Source organism: Stenotrophomonas sp. YJH_SMC_29, from assembly GCF_059371235.1.
The window spans coordinates 358,525-381,681 of sequence record NZ_JCAFUK010000001.1 but is presented as its reverse complement, the minus strand read 5'-3'; the positions used below and the strand labels follow the sequence as shown (position 1 = coordinate 381,681).

Annotated in this window: 18 protein-coding genes and 2 tRNA genes; all 20 read left to right on the top strand. The window is 65.5% G+C overall.

The genetic code is table 11. The features are described 5' to 3' along the window. The first annotated feature begins 1 nt into the window (after window position 1). On the top strand, window positions 2-1,342 hold the full coding sequence (nuoF, locus tag AC5P9I_RS01865; RefSeq protein WP_005417934.1) for an NADH-quinone oxidoreductase subunit NuoF: 1,341 nt from the start codon (window positions 2-4) through the stop codon (window positions 1,340-1,342). Continuing rightward, window positions 1,339-3,573 carry an NADH-quinone oxidoreductase subunit NuoG gene (nuoG, locus tag AC5P9I_RS01860; RefSeq protein WP_187756787.1) on the top strand — a complete coding sequence of 745 codons (2,235 nt, stop codon included), beginning with the start codon at window positions 1,339-1,341 and terminating at the stop codon, window positions 3,571-3,573. Before nuoF ends, nuoG begins: the two co-directional genes overlap by 4 nt. Continuing rightward, on the top strand, window positions 3,570-4,664 hold the full coding sequence (gene nuoH / locus AC5P9I_RS01855; protein ID WP_014037948.1) for an NADH-quinone oxidoreductase subunit NuoH: 1,095 nt from the start codon (window positions 3,570-3,572) through the stop codon (window positions 4,662-4,664). The genes nuoG and nuoH overlap by 4 nt, the downstream gene beginning before the upstream one ends. A gap of 4 nt (window positions 4,665-4,668) precedes the next feature. After that, window positions 4,669-5,157, top strand: a complete 489-nt coding sequence (gene nuoI, locus AC5P9I_RS01850) for an NADH-quinone oxidoreductase subunit NuoI (protein WP_005417924.1) — start codon at window positions 4,669-4,671, stop codon at window positions 5,155-5,157. A 9-nt stretch (window positions 5,158-5,166) separates the two neighbouring features. Further along, window positions 5,167-5,823 carry an NADH-quinone oxidoreductase subunit J gene (locus AC5P9I_RS01845; RefSeq protein WP_049470676.1) on the top strand — a complete coding sequence of 219 codons (657 nt, stop codon included), beginning with the start codon at window positions 5,167-5,169 and terminating at the stop codon, window positions 5,821-5,823. After that, window positions 5,820-6,125 (top strand): NADH-quinone oxidoreductase subunit NuoK, encoded by a 306-nt coding sequence (nuoK, locus tag AC5P9I_RS01840; protein WP_005417921.1) that lies wholly within the window; start codon window positions 5,820-5,822, stop codon window positions 6,123-6,125. Before AC5P9I_RS01845 ends, nuoK begins: the two co-directional genes overlap by 4 nt. Window positions 6,126-6,132: 7 nt before the next feature. Continuing rightward, window positions 6,133-8,301, top strand: a complete 2,169-nt coding sequence (gene nuoL, locus AC5P9I_RS01835; RefSeq protein ID WP_032957444.1) for an NADH-quinone oxidoreductase subunit L — start codon at window positions 6,133-6,135, stop codon at window positions 8,299-8,301. A gap of 23 nt (window positions 8,302-8,324) precedes the next feature. Then, the gene (locus AC5P9I_RS01830) at window positions 8,325-9,833 is read left to right on the top strand and encodes an NADH-quinone oxidoreductase subunit M (protein ID WP_019660580.1); all 1,509 of its coding nucleotides are present in this window, start codon (window positions 8,325-8,327) and stop codon (window positions 9,831-9,833) included. 15 nt (window positions 9,834-9,848) lie between these two features. Further along, window positions 9,849-11,309 (top strand): NADH-quinone oxidoreductase subunit NuoN, encoded by a 1,461-nt coding sequence (gene nuoN, locus AC5P9I_RS01825; protein WP_032957446.1) that lies wholly within the window; start codon window positions 9,849-9,851, stop codon window positions 11,307-11,309. A gap of 127 nt (window positions 11,310-11,436) precedes the next feature. Next, a tRNA-Met gene (locus AC5P9I_RS01820) sits at window positions 11,437-11,513 on the top strand. A gap of 82 nt (window positions 11,514-11,595) precedes the next feature. Continuing rightward, window positions 11,596-11,672 (top strand) — tRNA-Met (locus AC5P9I_RS01815). 367 nt (window positions 11,673-12,039) lie between these two features. After that, complete coding sequence (rimP, locus tag AC5P9I_RS01810) at window positions 12,040-12,630, top strand: ribosome maturation factor RimP (RefSeq protein WP_019660578.1); 591 nt, start codon at window positions 12,040-12,042, stop codon at window positions 12,628-12,630. A 4-nt stretch (window positions 12,631-12,634) separates the two neighbouring features. Continuing rightward, on the top strand, window positions 12,635-14,146 hold the full coding sequence (gene nusA / locus AC5P9I_RS01805) for a transcription termination factor NusA (protein WP_014647859.1): 1,512 nt from the start codon (window positions 12,635-12,637) through the stop codon (window positions 14,144-14,146). Between the two features lie 92 nt (window positions 14,147-14,238). Next, complete coding sequence (infB, locus tag AC5P9I_RS01800; protein ID WP_049469438.1) at window positions 14,239-16,884, top strand: translation initiation factor IF-2; 2,646 nt, start codon at window positions 14,239-14,241, stop codon at window positions 16,882-16,884. Window positions 16,885-17,086: 202 nt separating this feature from the next. Next, the gene (gene rbfA, locus AC5P9I_RS01795; RefSeq protein ID WP_049469441.1) at window positions 17,087-17,470 is read left to right on the top strand and encodes a 30S ribosome-binding factor RbfA; all 384 of its coding nucleotides are present in this window, start codon (window positions 17,087-17,089) and stop codon (window positions 17,468-17,470) included. A gap of 91 nt (window positions 17,471-17,561) precedes the next feature. Next, window positions 17,562-18,470, top strand: a complete 909-nt coding sequence (truB, locus tag AC5P9I_RS01790) for a tRNA pseudouridine(55) synthase TruB (RefSeq protein ID WP_049469444.1) — start codon at window positions 17,562-17,564, stop codon at window positions 18,468-18,470. Between the two features lie 174 nt (window positions 18,471-18,644). Then, window positions 18,645-18,905, top strand: a complete 261-nt coding sequence (gene rpsO, locus AC5P9I_RS01785; protein WP_005417886.1) for a 30S ribosomal protein S15 — start codon at window positions 18,645-18,647, stop codon at window positions 18,903-18,905. A gap of 151 nt (window positions 18,906-19,056) precedes the next feature. Continuing rightward, window positions 19,057-21,165 (top strand): polyribonucleotide nucleotidyltransferase, encoded by a 2,109-nt coding sequence (gene pnp / locus AC5P9I_RS01780; RefSeq protein WP_049469447.1) that lies wholly within the window; start codon window positions 19,057-19,059, stop codon window positions 21,163-21,165. 287 nt (window positions 21,166-21,452) lie between these two features. Further along, entirely contained in the window at window positions 21,453-22,643 is a 1,191-nt protein-coding gene (locus AC5P9I_RS01775; protein WP_049469450.1) for a glycoside hydrolase family 18 protein, read from the top strand. A gap of 94 nt (window positions 22,644-22,737) precedes the next feature. Further along, entirely contained in the window at window positions 22,738-23,142 is a 405-nt protein-coding gene (locus tag AC5P9I_RS01770) for a VOC family protein (protein ID WP_049469454.1), read from the top strand. The last annotated feature ends 15 nt before the right edge of the window (window positions 23,143-23,157 follow it).

The following is a 23,157-nucleotide window of genomic DNA, read 5'->3' as shown; positions in this document are numbered from 1 at the left end:
CATGGCACATCACCACGAATCCAAGGGTCCGGTCGGCCCGGCGCCGCTGCCGCACCAGGTGGTCTACACCACCCTGCATTACGACACCCCGTGGTCGTACGAAAGCTACCTGAAGACCGGTGGCTACGCCGCCCTGCGCAAGATCCTCGAAGAGAAGATCCCGCCGGAGCAGGTCATCGAGATGGTCAAGGCCTCGGGCCTGCGCGGCCGCGGTGGCGCAGGCTTCCCGACCGGCCTGAAGTGGTCCTTCATGCCCAAGGGCAACATGCAGAAGTACATCCTCTGCAACTCGGACGAATCCGAGCCGGGCACCTGCAAGGACCGCGACATCCTGCGCTACAACCCGCACTCGGTGGTGGAGGGCATGGCGATCGCCTGCTACGCCACCGGTTCGACCGTGGGGTACAACTACCTGCGCGGTGAATTCCACCACGAGCCGTTCGAGCACTTCGAGCAGGCCCTGGCCGACGCCTATGCGAACGGCTGGCTGGGCAAGAACATCCTCGGCAGCGGCGTGGACATCGACATCTACGGCGCGCTGGGCGCCGGCGCCTACATCTGCGGCGAAGAAACCGCGCTGATGGAATCGCTGGAAGGCAAGAAGGGCCAGCCGCGCTACAAGCCGCCGTTCCCGGCGAACTTCGGCCTCTACGGCAAGCCGTCGACGATCAACAACACCGAAACCTACGGTTCGGTGCCGGCGATCATCCGCAACGGTCCGGAGTGGTTCAAGGGCCTGAGCCTGACCGCCAATGGCGGCCCGAAGTGCTTCTCGGTGTCCGGCTGCGTGCAGAACGGCGGCAACTTCGAAGTACCGCTGGGCACCACCTTCGACGACCTGCTGGAGATGGCCGGTGGCCTGCGTCCGGGCCGCAAGCTCAAGGGCGCGATCCCCGGCGGCGTGTCGATGCCGGTGCTGACCGCGGCCGAGCTGAAGGGCCTGCCGATGGACTACGACACCATCCGTGCGCTGGGCTCCGGCCTGGGCTCGGGTGCGATCGTGGTGCTCGACGACAGCGTGTGCTGCGTCAAGTTCGCCTGCCGCATCAGCCAGTTCTTCCACAAGGAATCCTGTGGCCAGTGCACCCCGTGCCGTGAAGGCACCGGCTGGATGCACCGCGTGCTGGAGCGCATCGTCGCCGGCAAGGCCACGATGGAGGACCTGCACCAGCTGAAGGCGGTGGCCGGGCAGATCGAAGGCCACACCATCTGTGCGTTCGGTGAAGCGGCTGCATGGCCCATCCAGGGCTTCCTGCGCCAGTTCTGGGACGAATTCGAGTACTACATCGTCAACGGTCATTCGATGGTTGACGGCAAGAAGGTGGAGGCAGCCGCCGCATGAGCGCGCAACCCGTAAACCCGAACGTGCCACCGGATCACGTGACCATCGAGATCGATGGCAAGTCGCTGGTCGTGCCCAAGGGTTCGATGATCATCCAGGCGGCCGACAAGGCCGGCATTCCGATTCCGCGCTTCTGCTACCACGAGAAGCTGCCGATCGCCGCCAACTGCCGCATGTGCCTGGTGGACGTGGAAAAGTCGCCGAAGCCGGCGCCGGCCTGCGCCACCCCGGTGATGGACGGCATGAAGGTCGCCACCCGCAGCGAGAAGGCACTGAAGTTCCAGCGCTCGGTGATGGAGTTCCTGCTCATCAACCATCCGCTGGACTGCCCGATCTGCGATCAGGGCGGCGAGTGCGAGCTGCAGGACGTTTCGCTGGGCTATGGCCGTTCGGTCAGCCGCTTCAACGAGCGCAAGCGCGTGGTGCCGGACGAGGACATGGGCCCGCTGGTCGCCACCGAGATGACCCGTTGCATCCAGTGCACCCGCTGCGTCCGCTTCACCGCCGACGTTGCCGGTACCTATGAACTGGGTGGCATGTACCGCGGCGAGAACCTGCAGATCGGTACCTTCGACGGCAAGCCGCTGACCACCGAGCTGTCCGGCAACGTCGTCGACGTCTGCCCGGTCGGCGCGCTGACCAACAAGGTGTTCCAGTTCCGCGCCCGCCCGTGGGAACTGACTGCGCGCGAATCGCTGGGCTACCACGATGCGATGGGGTCGAACCTGTTCCTGCACGTGCGTCGCGGCGAAGTGCTGCGCACCGTGCCGCGCGACAACGAAGCGGTGAACGAGTGCTGGTTGTCCGACCGTGACCGCTACTCGCACCAGGGCCTGTACAGCGAAGACCGTGCGGTCAAGCCGCTGCGCAAGGTCAATGGCGAGTGGAAGGAAGTGAGCTGGGCCGAAGGCCTGGCCGCAGCCGCCGAGATCCTCAAGGCAAACCAGGGCGACAACCTGGGCGTGCTGGTGCATCCGTCGACCTCGAACGAGGAGGGTGCGCTGCTGGCCCGCCTGGCCAAGGGCCTGGGCTCGAGCAACATCGACCACCGCATCAACAACCGCGATTTCTCCGACGCCGCAACGGCCGAAGTGTTCGGCCTGCCGCTGGCCGAGATCGAAGGCGCCGACCGCATCGTCGTTCTGGGCAGCAACATCCGCCACGAACTGCCGCTGCTGCACGCCCGCCTGCGCAAGGCGCAGACCACCAACGGCGCGAAGATCCACGTCGTCAACCCGGTGGACTTCGACTTCGCCTTCAGCATCGCCGGCAAGCAGATCGTTGCGCCGTCGAAGTTCGTCGACGCGCTGGCCAACGCCGAGCTGCGTTCGGCAGTGCAGGGCGGCGACAACACCGTGCTGATCGTCGGTGGCATCGCCGAAAACCACCCGCAGGCTGCCGCGATCCGCGCTGCCGCGCGTGAGTTCGCCGCCGCCACCGGTGCCAAGCTGTGCCGCATCCCGCAGGGCGCCAACGCCGTTGGCCTGACCCGCGCCGGCGTGCTGCCGGCCGGCAAGGACGTCGCCGCGATGCTGGCGCAGCCGCGCCAGGCCTACGTGGTGTACGGCCTGGAGCCGGGCCTGGACTTTGCCGATGCCCCTGCCGCGCGCAAGGCGCTGGTCGGCGCCCAGGTGGTGGCCTTCAGCCAGTTCGCCTGTGCCTCGACCCGCGACGTCGCCGACGTGATCCTGCCGATCGGTGCGCTGCCGGAAATCGACGCCACCCTGACCAACCTTGATGGTCGCGAGCAGTCCGCCCGTGCCGGCGGCAAGCTGCCGGGCGAGGCCCGTGAGGGCTGGCGCGTGCTGCGTGCCCTGGGCGGCGACATGGCGCTGGCCGGTTTCGACTTCACCGACCTGGCCGGCCTGCGTGCCAGCCTGGCCCCGGTGTCGGTCACCGTTGCCGCTTCGGCGCAGCCGGTGGTTGCCGGCGAAGGCCTGGAAGTGGCTTCGACCGCCGCGATCTACCGCACCGATGCGGTGGTCCGTCGCGCCCCGGCGCTGCAGTCGCATCCGCTCAACAACGCCCCGCGCATCGTGCTGAACGCTGAAGATGCCGCTCGCCTGCAGCTGCAGGAAGGGCAGATGGCCAAGGTCGGCACCGATGCCGGCAAGGCCACCCTGCCGGTGGTGGTCGACGCCCGCGTCGCTGCGGGTTCGGTCTGGATTGAATCGGGCCACGGCGCGACCGCGCCGCTGGGTGCCGCTCGCGTATCGGTGGTGGCTGCATGAACGAATTGCTGTTGAACGCGGTCGACCCGCTGCACCAGTGGCTGCTGGGCCTCGGTGACATCGGCGCGCTGATCTGGATCATCCTGAAGATCCTGGTGATCGCCGTTCCGGTGATCATCTCGGTGGCCTTCTACGTGGTCTGGGAACGCAAGCTGATCGGCTGGATGCACGTCCGCCACGGCCCGATGTACGTGGGCATGGGCATCTTCCAGGCCTTCGCCGACGTCTTCAAGCTGCTGTTCAAGGAAGTGGTCCAGCCGAGCAGCGCCAACAAGGCGATCTATCTGCTGGCCCCGCTGATCACCCTGGCCCCGGCCTTCGCGGCCTGGTCGGTGGTGCCCTTCGATTCGCAGATCGTGCTGTCCAACGCCAACGCCGGCCTGCTGTACCTGCTGGCGATGACCTCGCTGGGCATCTACGGCATCATCCTGGCCGGTTGGGCATCCAACTCGAAGTATGCGTTCCTGGGTGCGATGCGCGCCTCGGCGCAGATGATCAGCTACGAAATCGCCATGGGCTTCGCCCTGGTCGGCGTGATGATCGCCTCGGGCAGCCTGAACCTGAGCAACATCGTGATGGCGCAGGCCGGCAGTTCCGGCTTCTTCGACTGGTTCCTGCTGCCGCTGTTCCCGCTGTTCGTCATCTACTGGGTGTCGGGCGTGGCTGAAACCAACCGCGCGCCGTTCGACGTGGTGGAAGGCGAGTCGGAAATCGTCGCCGGCCACATGGTCGAGTACTCCGGCGGTGCCTTCGCCCTGTTCTTCCTGGCCGAATACGCGAACATGATCCTGATCAGCTTCCTGATCTCGATCTTCTTCCTCGGCGGCTGGCTGAGCCCGGTCCAGGGCTGGGTCAACTTCGGCGATGTCTCGCCGCTGGTCGACTGGATCTGGAAGGGGGGCGCGCCGTGGCTGTTCGTCAAGGTGTTCTTCTTCGCCAGTGCCTACATCTGGTTCCGTGCCAGCTTCCCGCGCTTCCGCTACGACCAGATCATGCGCCTGGGCTGGAAGGTCTTCATCCCGCTGGCCATTCTGTGGATCGCGGTTACCGCCGTCATGGTGTTCTTCGGCGTGATTCAAAAGGGCGTCTAAAGTGATGAACAGGATTACCCATTACTTCAAGAGCCTGCTGCTGCTCGAACTGCTGGCGGGCCTCTGGCTGACGCTGAAGTACAGCTTCAAGCCGAAGTACACGATGATGTACCCGATGGAGAAGTTCCCGCAGTCGCCGCGCTTCCGTGGCTTGCACGCGCTGCGCCGTTATCCCAACGGCGAAGAGCGCTGCATCGCCTGCAAGCTGTGCGAAGCGGTGTGCCCGGCGCTGGCCATCACCATCGACTCGGCCAAGCGCGAGGACGGCACCCGCCGCACCACGCGCTATGACATCGACCTGTTCAAGTGCATCTTCTGTGGCTTCTGTGAAGAAAGCTGCCCGGTGGACTCGATCGTCGAAACCCACATCCTCGAGTACCACTTCGAGAATCGTGGCGAAAACATCGTTACCAAGCCGCAGCTGCTGGCCCTGGGCGACCGTCTCGAATCCGAGATCGCCGAGCGTCGCGCCGCCGATGCCGCTTACCGCTGAGGTCGAGAGATGGATTGGGTAAATATCGCTTTCTGGGTGTTCGCCATCGCGGCAACGGTTTCGGCCGGTGCGGTGATCAGCGTGCGCAACCCGGTTCACGCCGTGCTCTGCCTGGTGCTGACCTTCTTCTCCATCGCCTGCGTGTGGCTGCTGGTGGGCGCCGAGTTCCTCGGTGTGGCGCTGGTGCTGGTCTACGTCGGCGCGGTGATGGTGCTGTTCCTGTTCGTGGTGATGATGCTGGACATCGACCCCACCAAGCTGCGTGAGGGCTGGGTGCGCTACCTGCCGGTCGGCCTGATTGTCGCGGTCGCGATGCTGGCGCAGATGCTGATCCTGATCGGGGTCAAGGCGCGTTCGGTCACGCCGTTCCCGGCCGACAACGCCGCTGCGGTCGCCGCCGACAGCTCCAACATCACCTGGCTGGCACGCACGCTGTTCACCGAGTACCTGCTGCCGTTCGAGTTCGCCGCCGTCATCCTGACCGTGGCCGTGGTTGCCGCCGTGATGCTGACCCTGCGTCGCCGTACCGGCGTGAAGAGCCAGAACCCGGGCGAGCAGACCATGGTCAAGGCCGGCCAGCGCCTGCGCATGGTCAAGATGGGTGCCGAAGCACCGGTCGTGCACAGCAACAGCAAGCCGGTCGCCGGCGAGGAGACCCAGCCGTGATCACCCTTGGCCATATCCTCGCGCTGGGCGCGGTGCTGTTCGCCATCAGCCTGGCCGGCATCTTCCTCAACCGGAAGAACGTCATCGTCCTGCTGATGTCGATCGAACTGATGCTGCTGTCGGTGAACATCAATTTCGTCGGCTTCTCGCGTCAGCTGGGCGATCCGTCCGGCCAGCTGTTCGTGTTCTTCATCCTGACCGTCGCCGCCGCGGAAGCCGCCATCGGCCTGGCGATCCTGGTGACCCTGTTCCGTACACGCCGCACGATCAATGTCGGCGAAGTCGATTCGTTGAAGGGCTGATCCACAGATGGAAATCACTCTCTCCAAGAGTCTGTTGATCGCAGTGGTGCTCGCACCGCTGTTCGGCAGCATCATCGCCGGCCTGTTCGGTCGCCAGGTCAAGCGCTTCGGCGCGCAGACCATCACCATCCTTGGCGTCGCGGTGGCCTGCGGCCTGTCGATGTACACGCTCTACCAGCTGCTGTGGGGCGGTGCGCAGCCGTTCAACCAGAACATCTACACGTTCTTCGAAGTGGGCCAGTATTCGGCGCACGTCGGCTTCATGGTCGACAAGCTGACCGCGATGATGATGGTGGTGGTGACCTTCGTGTCGCTGCTGGTCCACATCTACACGATCGGCTACATGCAGGACGATCCGGGCTACCAGCGGTTCTTCAGCTACATCTCGCTGTTCACCTTCTCGATGCTCACCCTGGTGATGAGCAACAACTTCCTGCAGCTGTTCTTCGGCTGGGAAGCGGTGGGCCTGGTGTCGTACCTGCTGATCGGCTTCTGGTTCAAGCGCCCGACCGCGATCTTCGCCAACATGAAGGCGTTCCTGGTCAACCGCGTCGGTGACTTCGGCTTCCTGCTGGGCATCGCCGGCGTGCTGTGGGTGTTCGGCACCCTGGACTACTCGCAGGTGTTCTCGCAGGCCGGCATGCTGGCTGACCCGCGCGCCCAGCTGCAGATCTGGGACGGCACGATCCTGGGCATGCAGCTGCTGAACGAGCCGGTGATCTGGTCGATCGCCACCGTCATCTGCATCTGCCTGTTCATCGGTGCCATGGGCAAGTCGGCCCAGGTCCCGCTGCATGTGTGGCTGCCGGACTCGATGGAAGGCCCGACCCCGATCTCGGCACTGATCCACGCCGCGACGATGGTGACCGCCGGTATCTTCATGGTCACCCGCATGTCGCCGCTGTTCGAGCTGTCGCAGACCGCGCTGAACTTCGTGCTGTTCATCGGTGCCACCACCGCGTTCTTCACCGGCCTGATCGGCATCGTGCAGAACGACATCAAGCGCGTGGTCGCGTACTCGACCCTGTCGCAGCTGGGCTACATGACGGTTGCGCTGGGCGTGTCGGCCTATTCGGCCGCCGTGTTCCACCTGATGACCCACGCCTTCTTCAAGGCCCTGCTGTTCCTGGGCGCCGGCTCGGTCATCATCGCGATGCACCACGAGCAGGACATGCGCAAGATGGGCGGCCTGCGCAAGTACATGCCGATCACCTTCATCACCATGTGGATCGGTACCCTGGCGCTGGTCGGCACGCCGTTCTTCTCCGGCTTCTACTCGAAGGACACCATCATCGAGGCCGCCGAGCTGCACGCGCACCTGTCCAACAGCTGGGTGGCCACCTATGGCTACTGGGCGGTGCTGGGTGGCGTGATCGTCACCAGCTTCTACAGCTTCCGCCTGCTGTTCCTGACCTTCCACGGCAAGGAGCGTTTCCGCGACGCGCATGATGACCACGCCCATGGCCACGGCCATGACGATCACCACGCCGCCGACGCCCACCACGGCGATGCGCATCATGACGACCACGGCCATGGCCACGGTCCGCACGAGCCGCACGAAACCCCGTGGGTGGTGACCCTGCCGCTGATCCTGCTGGCCATCCCGTCGATCGCCATCGGTTTCTTCAGCATCGGCCCGATGCTGTACGGCACCGACTGGGCCGGCAACCACGCGCACGATGCCATCAAGGGCCAGGCGCACACGTTCTTCACCGGCATCGTCGACTTCTACGATCCGGCCAAGAACACCATCGGCTTCCTGGGCGAGGAGTTCCATGGCCCGGTCGCCTTCGCGCTGCACGGCATGATGGCTCCGGCGTTCATGCTGACCGTTGCGGGCTTCCTGCTGGCCGCACTGTTCTACCTGTGGAAGCCGGACCTGTCGGGCAAGGCCCGCAAGACGTTCGCTCCGCTGGTGTCGGTACTGGAAAACAAGTACGGCTTCGACAAGCTGTGGATCGATGGCTTTGCCGGTGGCAGCGTCAAGCTGGGCAAGGTCTCGCGCTGGATCGACAGCAACATCGTCGACGGCGTGGTCAATCTCTCGGCACGTGTTGTGGACGTCGCAGCCGGCGTGCTGCGTCGTACCCAATCCGGTTTCCTCTATCACTACGCCTTCGCGATGATCATCGGCCTGATTGCCCTGCTGGGCGTGCTGATGCATTACCTGCGTTGATGACCTGTACGGAATAAGAAGACGTGTCGAACTGGCCTCTACTCAGTGTCCTCATCTGGCTGCCGATCATCGGTGGTGCCCTGATCCTTGCGATCCGTGATGCGCAGACCGCCCGCTGGGCGTCGCTGGGCGTAGCGGTGCTGACGTTCGTGGCGAGCCTCTCGCTGCTGAGCGGCTACAACGCAGGCGTCGATGGTCTGCAGTTCGTCGAGACCCATGCCTGGATCCCGGCGTACAAGATCGGCTACAACCTGGGCGTGGACGGCATTGCCGTGGCGCTGATCCTGCTGACCACCCTGGTCAGCGTGCTTGCCCTGATCGGCGCCTGGAGCGCCATCGACAAGCGCGTCAACCAGTACGTGGCGGCCTTCCTGATCCTGGAAGGCGTCACCGTCGGCATCTTCGCCGCGACGGACGCGATGCTGTTCTACGTGTTCTTCGAAGCGATGCTGATCCCGATGTTCCTGATCATCGGTGTCTGGGGCGGTCCGCGCCGCATCTACGCCGCGCTGAAGTTCTTCCTGTACACCTTCCTCGGCTCGGTGCTGATGCTGGTGGCGCTGATCTACCTGTACATGAAGGGCGGCAGCTTCCAGCTGGCCGACCTGTACGCGCTGCCGCTGTCGGCCAAGGAGCAGACCTGGATCTTCTTCGCCTTCCTGATCGCCTTCGCGGTCAAGGTGCCGATGTTCCCGGTCCACACCTGGCTGCCGGACGCCCACGTGGAAGCGCCGACCGCCGGTTCGGTGATCCTGGCCGCGATCGCCCTGAAGATCGGTGGCTACGGCTTCCTGCGCTTCAACCTGCCGATCGTCCCGGACGCGTCGCAGGAATGGGCCTGGCTGGTGATCGCACTGTCGCTGATCGCGGTGATCTACGTCGGCCTGGTCGCCCTGGTGCAGGACGACATGAAGAAGCTGATCGCCTATTCGTCGATCGCGCACATGGGCTTTGTCACCCTGGGCACCTTCATCGCGCTGTGGCTGGTGCGTGAAGCCGGCAACGCCGATGCCGCGCGCCTGGGCCTGCAGGGCGCCATGGTGCAGATGATCTCGCACGGCTTCGTGTCCGGCGCGATGTTCTCCTGCGTCGGCGTGCTGTACGACCGCATGCACAGCCGCCGCATCGCCGACTACGGCGGCGTGGTCAACGTGATGCCGTGGTTCGCCACCTTCGCGATGCTGTTCTTCATGGCCAACGCGGGCCTGCCGGGTACCAGCGGCTTCGTTGGCGAGTTCATGGTCATCCTGTCGGCCTTCCAGCGTAATCCGTGGATCGCCCTGGGCGCGGCCACCACCCTGATCATCGGCGCCGCCTACACCCTGTGGCTGTACAAGCGCATCTTCTTCGGTGAAGTGGCCAACAGCCATGTTGCCGAACTGAAGGACATCAACGGCCGCGAATGGCTGGTGCTGGGCGTGTTCGCCATCGGCGTGCTGGCCCTGGGCATCTACCCCAAGCCGCTGACCGACCTGATGGAGCCCTCGATCGCGAAGCTGGCGATGCAGATCGCATCCAGCAAGCTGCTGTAATTCCAGGATTTGATGATGACCACCTCGCCGCTGCTGCCATTGACCGCCGCTGACCTGCCACCGCTCGCTCCCGAGCTGGTGCTGATCGGCAGCGCCTTCGCCCTGATGATCCTCGACCTGTTCGTCAGCAACCGGAACAAGATCGTCACCCACCTGTTCTCGCTCGCTGCGCTGGCCGTGGTGCTGTTCATGCTGGCCACCGGCGTGGGCGGGCAGGGCGAGGTCTTCCATGGCATGTTCGTGCGCGATACCGCCGCGGACGTGATGAAGACCGGGATCGTGCTGCTCAGCGGCCTGACCCTGGTCTACGGCTGGCGCTACCTGCGTGACCGCGACCTGTTCCAGGGCGAGATCCCGGTGCTGATCCTGTTCGGCACCGCCGGCATGATGATCCTGGTCTCGGCCGGCAGCCTGCTGATGGTCTACCTGGGCCTGGAACTGCTGGCGCTGTGCTCCTACGCCCTGGTCGCCAGCAACCGCGAAAGCGGCCTGGCCTCGGAAGCGGCGATGAAGTACATCGTGCTGGGTTCGCTGGCCTCGGGCCTGCTGCTGTACGGCATGTCGCTGATCTACGGCGCCACCGGCAGCCTGCACCTGGATGTGATCCGTGAGGCCATCCCGCACTCGGAAGAGCGCGTGCTGCTGATCACCGGTGCGGTGTTCATGATCGCCGGCGTCGCCTTCAAGCTGGGTGCCGCGCCGTTCCACATGTGGCTGCCGGACGTGTACCAGGGTGCCCCGGCACCGATCGCACTGTTCATCAGCTCGGCGCCGAAGCTGGCCGCGTTCGGCATGGCCTACCGCCTGCTGGAAATGGGCGTGGGTCCGCTGTCGACCGAACTGCAGCTGCTGATCGCCGGCCTGGCCGCGGTATCGCTGGTCATCGGCAACCTGATGGCCATCGCGCAGAGCAACCTCAAGCGCATGCTGGCGTTCTCCACCGTCTCGCACATCGGCTTCCTGCTGATGGGCATCGCCGGTGGCGGTTCGCAGGGCTACGCCGCCGCGCTGTTCTACGCACTGGCCTACGCGATCATGTCCACCGCGGCCTTCGGCGCGATCATCGCGCTGTCGCGTGCCGGCTTTGAAGCCGAGAACATCGAGGACTTCAAGGGCCTGAACGCCCGCAACCCGTGGATGGCCGGCCTGGTGCTGTGCATCATGGCGTCGCTGGCCGGCATCCCGCCGTTCCTGGGCTTCTGGACCAAGCTGGCGGTGCTGGGCGCGGCCGTCAACGGCGGCCTGCTGTGGCTGGCCATCCTCGGCGTGCTCTGCGCCGTGGTCGGCTGCTTCTACTACCTGCGCGTCATCAAGGTCATGTACTTCGATGAGCCGGTGGGCGAGGCCATGCCGCGCAGCAACGACCGCGTGCTGGGCGTGGTGCTGGGCGTGAATGCCCTGGCTCTGCTCGCGCTGGGCCTGGCCTGGAACCCGATCATGGTCTGGTGCCAGCAGGCATTTGCGCATCTTGCATAAAAGTTGACACAAAGCTGCGCGATTCGTGTAATATGCGCAGCCTGAGTTGTCACTGCAGCGGTTCAGCCAGAACATCGTTGCGGCAGCCTCCCTCGAAAGGGCGGGGCAGCAGTTCAAGTACTTCCGGTGCGGGGTGGAGCAGTCTGGCAGCTCGTCGGGCTCATAACCCGAAGGTCGCAGGTTCAAATCCTGCCCCCGCTACCAACGTCGGATCGGCGCCAACCGGTTTGATGAATGAGGGGTCGCTTGCATGTTTCGAAGCAATCGCTCATAATTCCGCTTCTGATGCGGGGTGGAGCAGTCTGGCAGCTCGTCGGGCTCATAACCCGAAGGTCGCAGGTTCAAATCCTGCCCCCGCTACCAAGTAAAGGAATCGCCTTCGAAGCCCTGCTTCGGAGGCGTTTTTCTTTGGGGCCTGCGTCGTTTCCGCGTGATCGGGGTCAGATCCCTCTTCCACGGCAAAAGGGATCTGACCCCGGGTCCGCACCTTGCACCAGCGCGGTGCAGCCGCTATCATCAGCGGCCTAGCAGTACCCCTGAAGGCGGTCTCCCGGCGGGAGTCCAGATCCGGAAGGAGGGCCGCAACCGGCAGGCCATGCGGGTTGCAACCGGAATCCAGTCACCGGAGTCTTTCCGGAAAAGGGGCCCAGCGGGCCCTTTGTCGTTTCCGGGGCGTCATGTTTCCACGCCGGCCAAGGCCGGCACCCAACCATAGAGATCAAGGCAGGCTGTGAGCGACAAGGCAACCGACATCGCGAATCTGCTCGCCCCGACCGTTGTGTCGCTGGGCCTGGAGCTGCTGGGCGTTGAGTATCTGCCGGCCCCCGGCGGTGCGACCCTGCGCCTTTACATCGACGTGCCGCTGGCTGAACAGCCCGAGCGCATCATCAATGTCGACGACTGCGAGCGGGTCAGCCGCGAAGTGTCGGCGCAGCTGGACGTCGAGGACCCGATCAGCGGCAATTACACGCTGGAAGTGTCCTCGCCGGGCGTGGACCGGCCGCTGTTCAACCTGGAGCAGTTTGCCCGCCACCAGGGCGAATCGGCCAAGGTCACGCTGAAGCTGCCGCAGGACAACCGTCGTCGCCTGCAGGGTCGTATCGAAGCGACCGACGAGGCGGCGGGGACCATCACGTTCATCGTCGACAAGGCCGAAGTGGTCGTGTCGGCCGACAACATCGACAAGGCACGGATCATGCCCGACTGGGTGGCGCTGGGGCTGGCCCCGAGCAAGCCGACCGGTCCGGCACCGAAGCGTCCGAAGCCGAACACGAATTCTTCTTCCAACGAGCCGGCGGCAAAGAAGCCGCGCGCGGAGTGAGCCAATGAGCAAGGAACTGTTGCTGGTAGTCGACGCAGTCGCCAACGAGAAGGGCGTGCCGCGTGAAGTGATCTTCGATGCCATCGAGGCCGCCCTGGCCTCGGCAGCGAAGAAGCGCTATCCCGACGAGGAAGTGCTGACCCGCGTGGTCATCGACCACAAGGATGGCAGCTACGAAACCTTCCGCCGCTGGGAAGTGGTGGCCGATGACGTGGTCATGGAATCGCCCGACCGCCAGATCCGCCTGATGGACGCCGTCGACGAAGCCGAGGGCGTCGAGGTCGGCGACTACATCGAAGAGCAGATCGAGAACCCGGATTTCGGCCGCATCGCTGCCCAGGCGGCCAAGCAGGTCATCGTCCAGCGCGTGCGCGAAGCCGAGCGCCAGCAGGTCGTGGATGCGTGGAAGGATCGCGTGGGTGAACTGATCACCGGCGTGGTCAAGCGCGCCGAGCGCGGCAACATCTATGTCGACCTGGGTGGCAACGCCGAAGGCTTCATTCCGAAGGACAAGGGCATCCCGCGCGACGTGCTGCGCGCCGGTGACCGCGTGCGTGGTTACCTGGCCGAAGTGCGTTCCGAGCCGCGTGGCCCGCAGCTGTTCATCAGCCGCGCCGCGCCGGAATTCATGATCGAGCTGTTCAAGCTGGAAGTGCCGGAAGTCGGCCAGGGCCTGGTGGAAATCAAGGCCTGTGCACGTGACCCGGGCGACCGCGCCAAGATCGCCGTGCTGGCCCACGACCAGCGCACCGATCCGATCGGTGCCTGCATCGGCATGCGCGGTTCGCGCGTGCAGGCCGTGTCCAACGAGCTCAATGGCGAGCGCGTGGACATCGTGCTGTGGAACGACAACCCGGCCAACTTCGTCATCAACGCGATGGCACCGGCCGAAGTGCAGTCGATCATCGTCGATGAAGACAAGCACTCGATGGACCTGGCCGTTGCCGAAGACCGCCTGGCCCAGGCGATCGGCAAGGGCGGCCAGAACGTGCGCCTGGCCAGCCGCCTGACCGGCTGGCAGCTCAACGTGATGACCCAGGACCAGGTCACCGCCAAGTCGGAGGCCGAGCAGGCTGCCGCCCGCCAGCTGTTCATGGACAAGCTGGAAGTGGACGAGGAAATCGCCGGCATCCTGGTCAGCGAAGGCTTCGGCACCGTCGAGGAAATCGCATATGTCCCGGTCGGCGAACTGCTGGCCGTGGAAGGTTTCGACGAGGACATCGTCGAAGAGCTGCGCGCTCGTGCCCGCGATGCGCTGCTCAATGAGGCCCTGGCAGTCGAAGAAGGCCTTGAAGACGGCCAGCCGGCGCAGGACCTGCTGTCCCTGAAGGGCATGGACGAAGCCACCGCGTACGCGCTGGCCGGCCACGGCGTGCGTACCAGCGAGGATCTGTCCGACCTGGCCGCCGACGAGGTCATGGACTTCGGCATCGAAGGACTGGATCAGGCGCGCGCCGCTGCGCTGATCCTGGCCGCCCGTGCCGAGGAGATCGCCCGACTGGAACGCGGCGAATGAGCCGGCAATGAACAGGGCCCTGAGCCGCTCAGGGCGTAGAATCCGCGCCACCTCCAGATGCGGGGGGGCGCCCACAAGATCATAGGATCCGAATGTCGCAGCAAACCACCATCCGCAAGCTTGCCGAACTGGTCAACACGCCGGTCGAAAAACTGCTGGAACAGCTGGCCGGTGCCGGCATGAAGTTCAGCGGTCCCGACCAGGTCGTGACCAGCTCCGAGAAGGTGAAGCTCCTGGGCTTCCTTCGTCGTTCGCACGGCAAGCCCGAGCAGGCCCCGGAAGAGACCGATCAGTCTGCAAAGAAGATCACGCTCAACCGCCGGAAGCAGCAGGAAGTGACGGTCAATTCCGGTCGCAGCAAGACGACCGTGAATGTCGAGGTGCGCCAGAAGCGGACCTACGTCAAGGATGGTGCTCGCGCCATGACGCCGGACGAAGAGCGCGCCGACATCCTGCGCAAGCTGGAAGAGTCGCGCGCGCGCAACCTCGCCGAACAGCAGGCCCTGGCCGAAAAGGATCGTCTGCGCGACGAAGCCATCGTCCGTGCCCGTGAGGAAGAGGCCGCCGCCAAGGAACGCGCCGAGGCCGAGAAGAAGGCCGCCGAGGAAGCTGCGGCTGCCGCCAAGGCGGCCGAGACGCTGGCTGCCAGCAAGCCCAAGCGTGCTCCGATCGACGAAACCGCGCCGCGCCCGCCGCGTACCCCGGCCGCAGCCCCGGCTGCGCCGCGTGGTGCACCGCCGCCGCCGCGCAACGACGACCGCAACAACCGCAGCGCGCCGCGCAACGAGCGTGGCCCGGGTGACCGTTTCGCCGGCCAGATGCACCTGTCGGCCGCCGATCGTGCGCGTCGTGGCAACAGCAACAACAGCAGCACCCGGGGTCGTCCGGGCGGCCGCAACCAGGCCGGTGGCCGTCGCGACATGTCGCGCGGTGGCAACAATGCCGGTCCGCACGCCTTCGAGCGTCCGACCGCACCGGTGGTGCGTGAAGTGGCGATCGGCGACACCATCACCGTGGCCGACCTGGCGCAGAAGCTGGCGCTGAAGGGCGGCGAGGTGGTCAAGGCGCTGTTCAAGATGGGCGTGATGGCGACCATCACCCAGTCCATCGACCACGACACCGCCGCACTGGTGACCGAAGAACTCGGCCACAAGGCGATCCGTGCCAACGACAACGACGCCGAAGACGCACTGCTGGCCTCCGCCGGTGAAAACCAGGGCGAGGCCACCCAGCGTCCGCCGGTGGTCACCATCATGGGCCACGTCGACCACGGCAAGACCTCGCTGCTGGATTACATCCGCCGCACCAAGGTCGCCACCGGCGAAGCGGGCGGCATCACCCAGCACATCGGTGCCTACCACGTGGACACGCCCAAGGGCGTGATCAGCTTCCTGGACACCCCGGGCCACGCCGCCTTCACCTCGATGCGTGCGCGCGGCGCCAAGCTGACCGACATCGTGGTGCTGGTCGTGGCCGCCGATGACGGCGTCATGCCGCAGACCAAGGAAGCGATCCAGCACGCCCGTTCGGCGGGTGTGCCGCTGATCGTGGCGATCAACAAGATCGACAAGTCCGACGCGGATCCGATGCGGGTCAAGAACGAACTGCTGTCCGAGCAGGTCGTGGCCGAAGACTTCGGTGGTGACACCCAGATGGTGGAGATCTCGGCCAAGACCGGCCTGGGCATCGACGACCTGCTGGACGCCATCTCGATCCAGGCCGAACTGCTGGAACTGAAGGCGGTCGATGAAGGCCGCGCCTCCGGCGTGGTGATCGAATCGTCGCTGGACAAGGGCCGCGGCCCGGTCGCGACGGTGCTGGTGCAGCAGGGCCGCCTGAAGAAGGGCGACTACCTGGTGTGCGGCATCCAGTACGGCCGCGTGCGTGCGCTGTTCGACGAGACCGGCAAGCAGCCGGAGTTCGCCGGCCCGTCCATTCCGGTGCAGGTCCTGGGCCTGTCCGGCGTGCCCGAAGCGGGTGACGACTTCGTGGTGGTCGAGGACGAGCGCCTGGCCAAGGACGTGGCCCAGCAGCGTGAGACCAAGCGCCGTGAATCGCGCCTGGTCGCTACTGCCGGCAGCCGCATGGAAGACATCATGGCGACCCTGGGCAAGGGCGAGGGCCAGCAGGTCCTCAACCTGGTCATCAAGGCCGACGTGCAGGGTTCGGTGCAGGCCCTGAGCCAGGCACTGGTCGCGCTGTCCAACGACGACATCCGCATCAACGTGATCCACTCCGGTGTGGGCGGCATCACCGAGTCGGACGCCAACTCGGCAGCCGCGTCGAAGGCCACCGTCATCGGCTTCAACGTGCGTGCGGACGCTTCGGCGCGTCGCATCATCGAATCCAACGGTGTCGACCTGCGTTACTTCTCGATCATCTATGACGTGATCGACCAGGTGAAGCAGGTGGCTTCCGGTCTGCTGGGCGTGGAAATCCGCGAAGAGATCATCGGTATCGCCGAGGTCCGCGACGTCTTCCGCAGCTCGAAGCTGGGTGCCGTCGCCGGCTGCATGGTCATCGAGGGTGTGGTCAAGCGCAACAAGCCGATCCGCGTCCTGCGCGACAGCGTGGTGATCTTCGAGGGCGAACTGGAATCGCTGCGCCGCTTCAAGGAGAACGTCGAGGAAGTCCGCAACGGTACCGAATGCGGTATCGCGGTGAAGGCCTACAACGACGTCAAGCCGGGCGACCAGATCGAGTGCTTCGAGCGCATCGAAGTGCCGCGCACCCTGTAATGCTGCACGGTGGCCCGACCAGCGGTCGGGCCCTGCCCTGGTAGAGCCCGGACGGGCCCTGCCAAGGAAGAGCCCGGTGGGGCCCTGCCAGGGTAGAGCCCGGTCGGGCCCTGCCATGCTGTAGAACCCGACCCACGGTCGGGTACCATGTAGATGTAGCGCCCGACCGTTGGTCGGGCGACAACTGAACCAAGAGCTCCTCGTGCCCAAGACTTTCCATCGAACCGACCGTGTCTCCGCCCAGCTGCGCCGTGAACTCGGCACCCTGGTGCACAACGCCGTGCGCGAGCATGGGTTGCCCTCGGTGAGCGTGTCCGACGTGGAAATCACCCGTGACATGGCCCATGCCAAGGTGTTCGTCACCGCGCTGATGCCCGAGCGCTCCGCCGAGGCCGTGGCCGGCCTGAAGGAGCTGGGCTACCGACTGCGCATGGACCTGGCGCGTGCGATGAAGCTGCGCCACGTGCCGGAACTGCACTTCCACTACGACGACTCGGTCGACCGTGGTGAGCACATCGACAACATCCTGCGCGACCTGCCCGATACGCTGGCCGCCGAGAAGCGTCGCGAGAGCGACGACGAATAATGTTCCTGTAGCGCCGGGCCATGCTCGGCTGCTTTTGATCTCGCGCATCGCTGCGGAAGCCGAGCATGGCTCGGCGCTACACAATCCTGTCATGACCCGAATTCAGTTCCGCCGCCTGGATGGCATCCTGCTGCTCGACAAGTCGACCGGCATGAGCTCCAACGCCGCCCTGCAGGTGGCGCGCCGCCTGTTCCGCGCCGAGAAGGGCGGCCACACCGGCAGCCTCGACCCGCTCGCCACCGGCCTGCTGCCGCTGTGCTTCGGCGAGGCGACCAAGATCGCTGGCCTGCTGCTGGGGTCGGCCAAGGCCTACGATGCCGAGATCGTGCTCGGCCAGACCACCGATACCGACGATGCCGAAGGCCAGGTGCTGCTGCAGCGCCCGGTGCCGGCAATCAGCGCCGAAGCCCTGCAGGCGGCGCTGGCGCCTTTGACCGGCAACATCCGCCAGCGTGCCCCGATCTATTCGGCGCTGAAGCAGGGCGGTGAACCGCTGTATGTGAAGGCACGCCGCGGTGATGTCATCGAGGCGCCCGAACGCGAGGTGCAGGTGCACGCCATCGACGTACTCGAGCAGCAGCCGGAACGGCTGCGGCTGCGCGTGACCTGTGGCTCCGGCACCTACATCCGCAGCCTGGCCCGCGACCTCGGCGAACGCCTGGGCTGTGGCGCCCATATCAGTGCGCTGCGCCGGCTGTGGGTCGAGCCGTTCCGCGAGCCGGCCATGGTCACCCTGGACCAGCTGCGGGCGATGGCCGAGGCCGGGGACGAGGCGGGCATGGACGCGCTGCTGCTGCCGCTGGCGGCCGGCCTGGCGGAATACCCCCGGGTCGACCTCGATGCCGAGCAGGCCCACCGGTTCTGCGTCGGCCAGCGCCAGCGCGACCTGTCCTGGCCCCGTGGCCTGGTGGCCGTGTTTGGACCGGACGATGCTGTCCAGGGCCTGGGCCAGGTCGATGAGAGTGGCCTGCTGGCCCCGCAGCGTCGTTTCAACCTCTGACCCGGGCCTCCCGGTTCAGCCCCGGTCCTTGTCCCGGAAGCCCCCGGCCGTTACAATTTCGCGGCCGTTTTCCGGCAGCCTGCCCCGCGCAGGTTTCATCCTTGTAGTCCACGGCGAGCCTGGCGGTGCGCGAAGCGCGTTCCTGCCGGCCACGCATCACAGAGAAAAAAGAAAATGTCGATCGACACCCAGAAGGTCATTGAAGACAACAAGCGCAGCGCCGCTGACACCGGCTCCCCGGAAGTCCAGGTGGCCCTGCTGACCGCCCGCATCGAACTGCTGACCGGCCACTTCAAGACCCACAAGAAGGACCACCACAGCCGCCGCGGCCTGCTGCAGATGGTCAACCGCCGTCGCAGCCTGCTCGACTACCTGAAGAAGAAGGACGTCGAGCGCTACAAGGCCCTGATCGAGAAGCTTGGCCTGCGTCGCTAAGCAACGAATCCCCCGCGGCGCAGCGATGCGCCGCGGTTTTGTTTTGTAGTACCGCAATCCCCGATTCAGGCCGGAACGATCCGGCCACCCGCTGGCGGCAAGGGTCGCCGACGGTCCAAATTCGCAGACAGCATCCCCAAGGACACCCTCCGTGGCAAAAATCACCAAAACCTTCCAGTACGGCAAGCACACCGTCACGCTTGAGACCGGCGAAGTCGCCCGTCAGGCCAGCGGCGCCGTCATCGTCAAGATGGACGACACCGTACTGCTGGTCACCGCCGTCGCCGCCAAGAGCGCGCGCGAAGGCCAGGACTTCTTCCCGCTGACCGTCGATTATCAGGAAAAGTTCTACGCCGGCGGCCGTATCCCGGGTGGTTTCTTCAAGCGTGAAGGCCGTGCGACCGAGAAGGAAACCCTGATCTCGCGTCTGATCGACCGTCCGATCCGCCCGCTGTTCCCGGAAGACTACAAGAACGAAGTGCAGATCATCGCCACGGTGATGTCGCTGAACCCGGACGTGGACGGTGACATTCCGGCCCTGATCGGTGCCTCGGCTGCCCTGGCCCTGGCCGGCACCCCGTTCATGGGTCCGATCGGCGCTGCCAAGGTCGGTTACAAGAACGGCGAGTACATCCTCAACCCGACCGTCAGCGAACTGGCTGACTCGCAGCTGGAACTGGTCGTCGCCGGTACCTCCAACGCCGTGCTGATGGTCGAATCCGAAGCCGCGCTGCTGTCCGAAGAAGTGATGCTGGGCGCCGTGACCTTCGGTCACCGCGAAATGCAGAAGGTCATCAACGCGATCAACGAACTGACCGTCGAAGCCGGCACCAAGCCGTCGACCTGGGAAGCCCCGGCCAAGAACGACGCGCTGATCTCCGCCCTGAAGGAAGCCATCGGCCCGCGCCTGGGCGAAGCCTTCCAGGTGCGTGACAAGCTGCAGCGCCGTGACGCCATCTCGGCGATCAAGAAGGACGTGTTCGAAGCCCTGGCCGGCCGCGTGGCCGCCGAAGGCTGGAACCCGGCCGAGCTGTCGAAGGAATTCGGCGAACTGGAATACCGCACCATGCGTGACTCGGTGCTGGACACCAAGGTCCGCATCGACGGCCGTGCGCTGGACACCGTCCGCCCGATCACCGTGAAGACCGGCGTGCTGCCGCGTACCCACGGCTCCTCGCTGTTCACCCGTGGCGAAACCCAGGCCATCGTGACCATCACGCTGGGCACCGCCCGTGACGGCCAGGTCATCGACGCCGTTGCCGGTGAGTACAAGGAAAACTTCCTGTTCCACTACAACTTCCCTCCGTTCTCGGTGGGTGAGTGCGGCCGCATGATGGGCCCGAAGCGCCGCGAAATCGGCCACGGTCGCCTGGCCAAGCGTGGCGTGCTGGCTGTCATGCCGTCGCTGGAATCGTTCCCGTACACCATCCGCGTCGTCTCGGAAATCACCGAGTCGAACGGTTCTTCGTCGATGGCGTCGGTCTGCGGCTCGTCGCTGGCCCTGATGGACGCCGGCGTGCCGGTGAAGGCGCCGGTGGCCGGTATCGCCATGGGCCTGGTCAAGGAAGGCGAGCGCTTCGTCGTCCTGTCCGACATCCTGGGTGACGAAGATCACCTGGGCGACATGGACTTCAAGGTGGCCGGTACCGCTGAGGGCATCTCCGCCCTGCAGATGGACATCAAGATCGAAGGCATCACCGAAGAGATCATGAAGCAGGCCCTGCAGCAGGCCAAGGCTGGCCGCCTGCACATCCTGGGCGAAATGGCCCACGGCCTGACCGCGCCGCGTGAAGAGCTGTCGGACTACGCGCCGCGCCTGCTGACCATCAAGATCCACCCGGACAAGATCCGCGAAGTGATCGGCAAGGGCGGTTCGACCATCCAGGCCATCACCAAGGAAACCGGCACCCAGATCGACATCCAGGATGACGGCACCATCGTCATCGCTTCGGTCAATGCCATCGCTGCCCAGGCCGCCAAGGCCCGCATCGAGCAGATCACCTCGGACGTCGAGCCGGGCCGCATCTACGAAGGCAAGGTCGCCAAGATCATGGACTTCGGTGCGTTCGTCACGATCCTGCCGGGCAAGGACGGCCTGGTCCACGTGTCGCAGATCTCCAGCGATCGCGTCGAGAAGGTCGGCGACGTGCTGAAGGAAGGCGATGTGGTCAAGGTCAAGGTGCTGGAAGTCGACAAGCAGGGCCGTATCCGCCTGTCGATGAAGGCCGTGGAAGAAGGCGACGCCGTCAGCGCCGAGTAATCGACCTCAGGTCGATTACGGTAGCTGTCAACCTTGGTTGACACGCTTCTGGAATTGCTGAAATGAAAAAGCGGGCTTCGGCCCGCTTTTTCTTTGCCTTGATGTCATGAAGTGCCGCTAGTCCAGGTCGCTGCATGTCCTGCTGCAGTGCATGGAAGCCGCGACGTGGCCATCGTTCTGTCATGGTTGTACGGATCGCGCCTGTCCATGGGACGACATGCCGCGACATGCGTCCCGACGCCCCATCCGTTTGCTAACGTGGCTGCGCCTTCGAACCGGGAGATCCCATGTTCCGCCAGACCGTGGCCGTCCTTGCCGTGCTGATTGCCGGTGCCTTGCCCATCGCCGCGCATGCGCGGCCCGCACAGCCGCCGATCTTCGGCGCTTACTACCCGGGCGGTTCGGCCGAGCGCTATCCGGTCTCGAACATTCCGGCCGAGCGCCTGACGCACCTGTTCTATGCGTTCTCCACCCTCGAGGACGGGCGCTGCACGGTCGGCGCGGAAGCGCCGAAGAACTTCGCCGCGTTGGCCGAGCTCAAGAGGGCGCATCCGCACCTGCGCACGCTGATCTCGATTGGGGGCTGGGGCGCAGGCGGGTTCTCCGATGCGGCACTGACCGAGGCCAGCCGCAGGCGCATGGTCGACTCGTGCATGGCGCTGTTCTTCGATCGCCACGCGGGCAGTTTCGACGGCGTCGACATCGACTGGGAATTTCCGGTCAGTGGCGGGCCGAAGGAGCTGGCGCACCGCCCGCAGGATCGCGCCAACCTGACCCTGCTCGCGCAGGCGTTCCGCCAGGCACTCGACGCGCGCGGCCGCAAGGCGGGACAGCCGATGCTGCTGACTGCCGCGCTGGCCGCTGGACGCCTGCAGACCGACGGTCCTTACGATCCGGCCGCGAGTTACGACCTGCCGGCGCTGGCCAAGGTGTTGGATTTCATCAACCTGATGAGCTACGACATGGGCACCGGCTTCTCTTCGGTGTCGACCTTCAATGCGCCCTTGCATGAAGTGCCGGCCGATCCGCTGGCGCCGGAACTGCGGCGCTGGAACAACGTGGCCGGTGCGGTGCAGTACTACCGCGAGCACGGCGTGCCGGCCGACAAGCTGGTGCTGGGCGTGCCTTTCTACGGGCGCGGCTTCAAGGTTACCGGTGATGCGCCGGATGGCCTGTATCAGCCCTACAGCGCACCCGCCGATGCCGGCGACTGGCGGGTGATCAAAGCGCGTTATCTCGACCAGCCGGGTTGGACCAAGCACTGGCAACCGCAGGCGCAGAGCCCGTGGCTGTACAACGCCGGGCAGAAGATCTTCATCAGCTATGAAGACCCGCGCTCGATCGGCCTGCGTGCCCAGTTCGCCCGCGAGCAGGGCCTGGCCGGGGTGTTCATGTGGGAACTGACCGGCGACGACGGGCAGGCCAGCCTGCTCAACGCCATGCTCGGCCCGTGGCAGAAAGCGCGCATCGGCGATTGAGTCGGCGGCGCCGGGTCACGCCCGGCGCCGTGCGGCAACGCCACCGGCCCGACACCGCACACTGCGACGACGCCGGCGGCGCTACGCTTTGCGCATGATCCATCTCGAACGCCTGGACCACCTGGTCCTCACCGTCGCCGACATCGAACGCAGCTGTGATTTCTACCAGCGCGTGCTCGGCATGCAGATCGTGCGCTTCGGTGCCGGTCGCACCGCGCTGCAGTTCGGCCAGCAGAAAATCAACCTGCATCCGGCCAGCGCACCGCTGCAACCGCACGCGCTGCGGCCGACGCCGGGCAGTGCCGACCTGTGCCTGGTCACGCGCACAGCGACGGCCGATGTGCTGGCACACCTGCGGGCGCATGCCGTGGCGGTGGAGCAGGGGCCGGTCGCACGCACCGGTGCGCTGGGGCCGATCGAATCGGTGTACGTCCGCGACCCGGATGGCAACCTGATCGAAATAAGTCGTTACCCGGGCGAAGAACACCCGCAGCGGTAGCGCCGGGCCATGCCC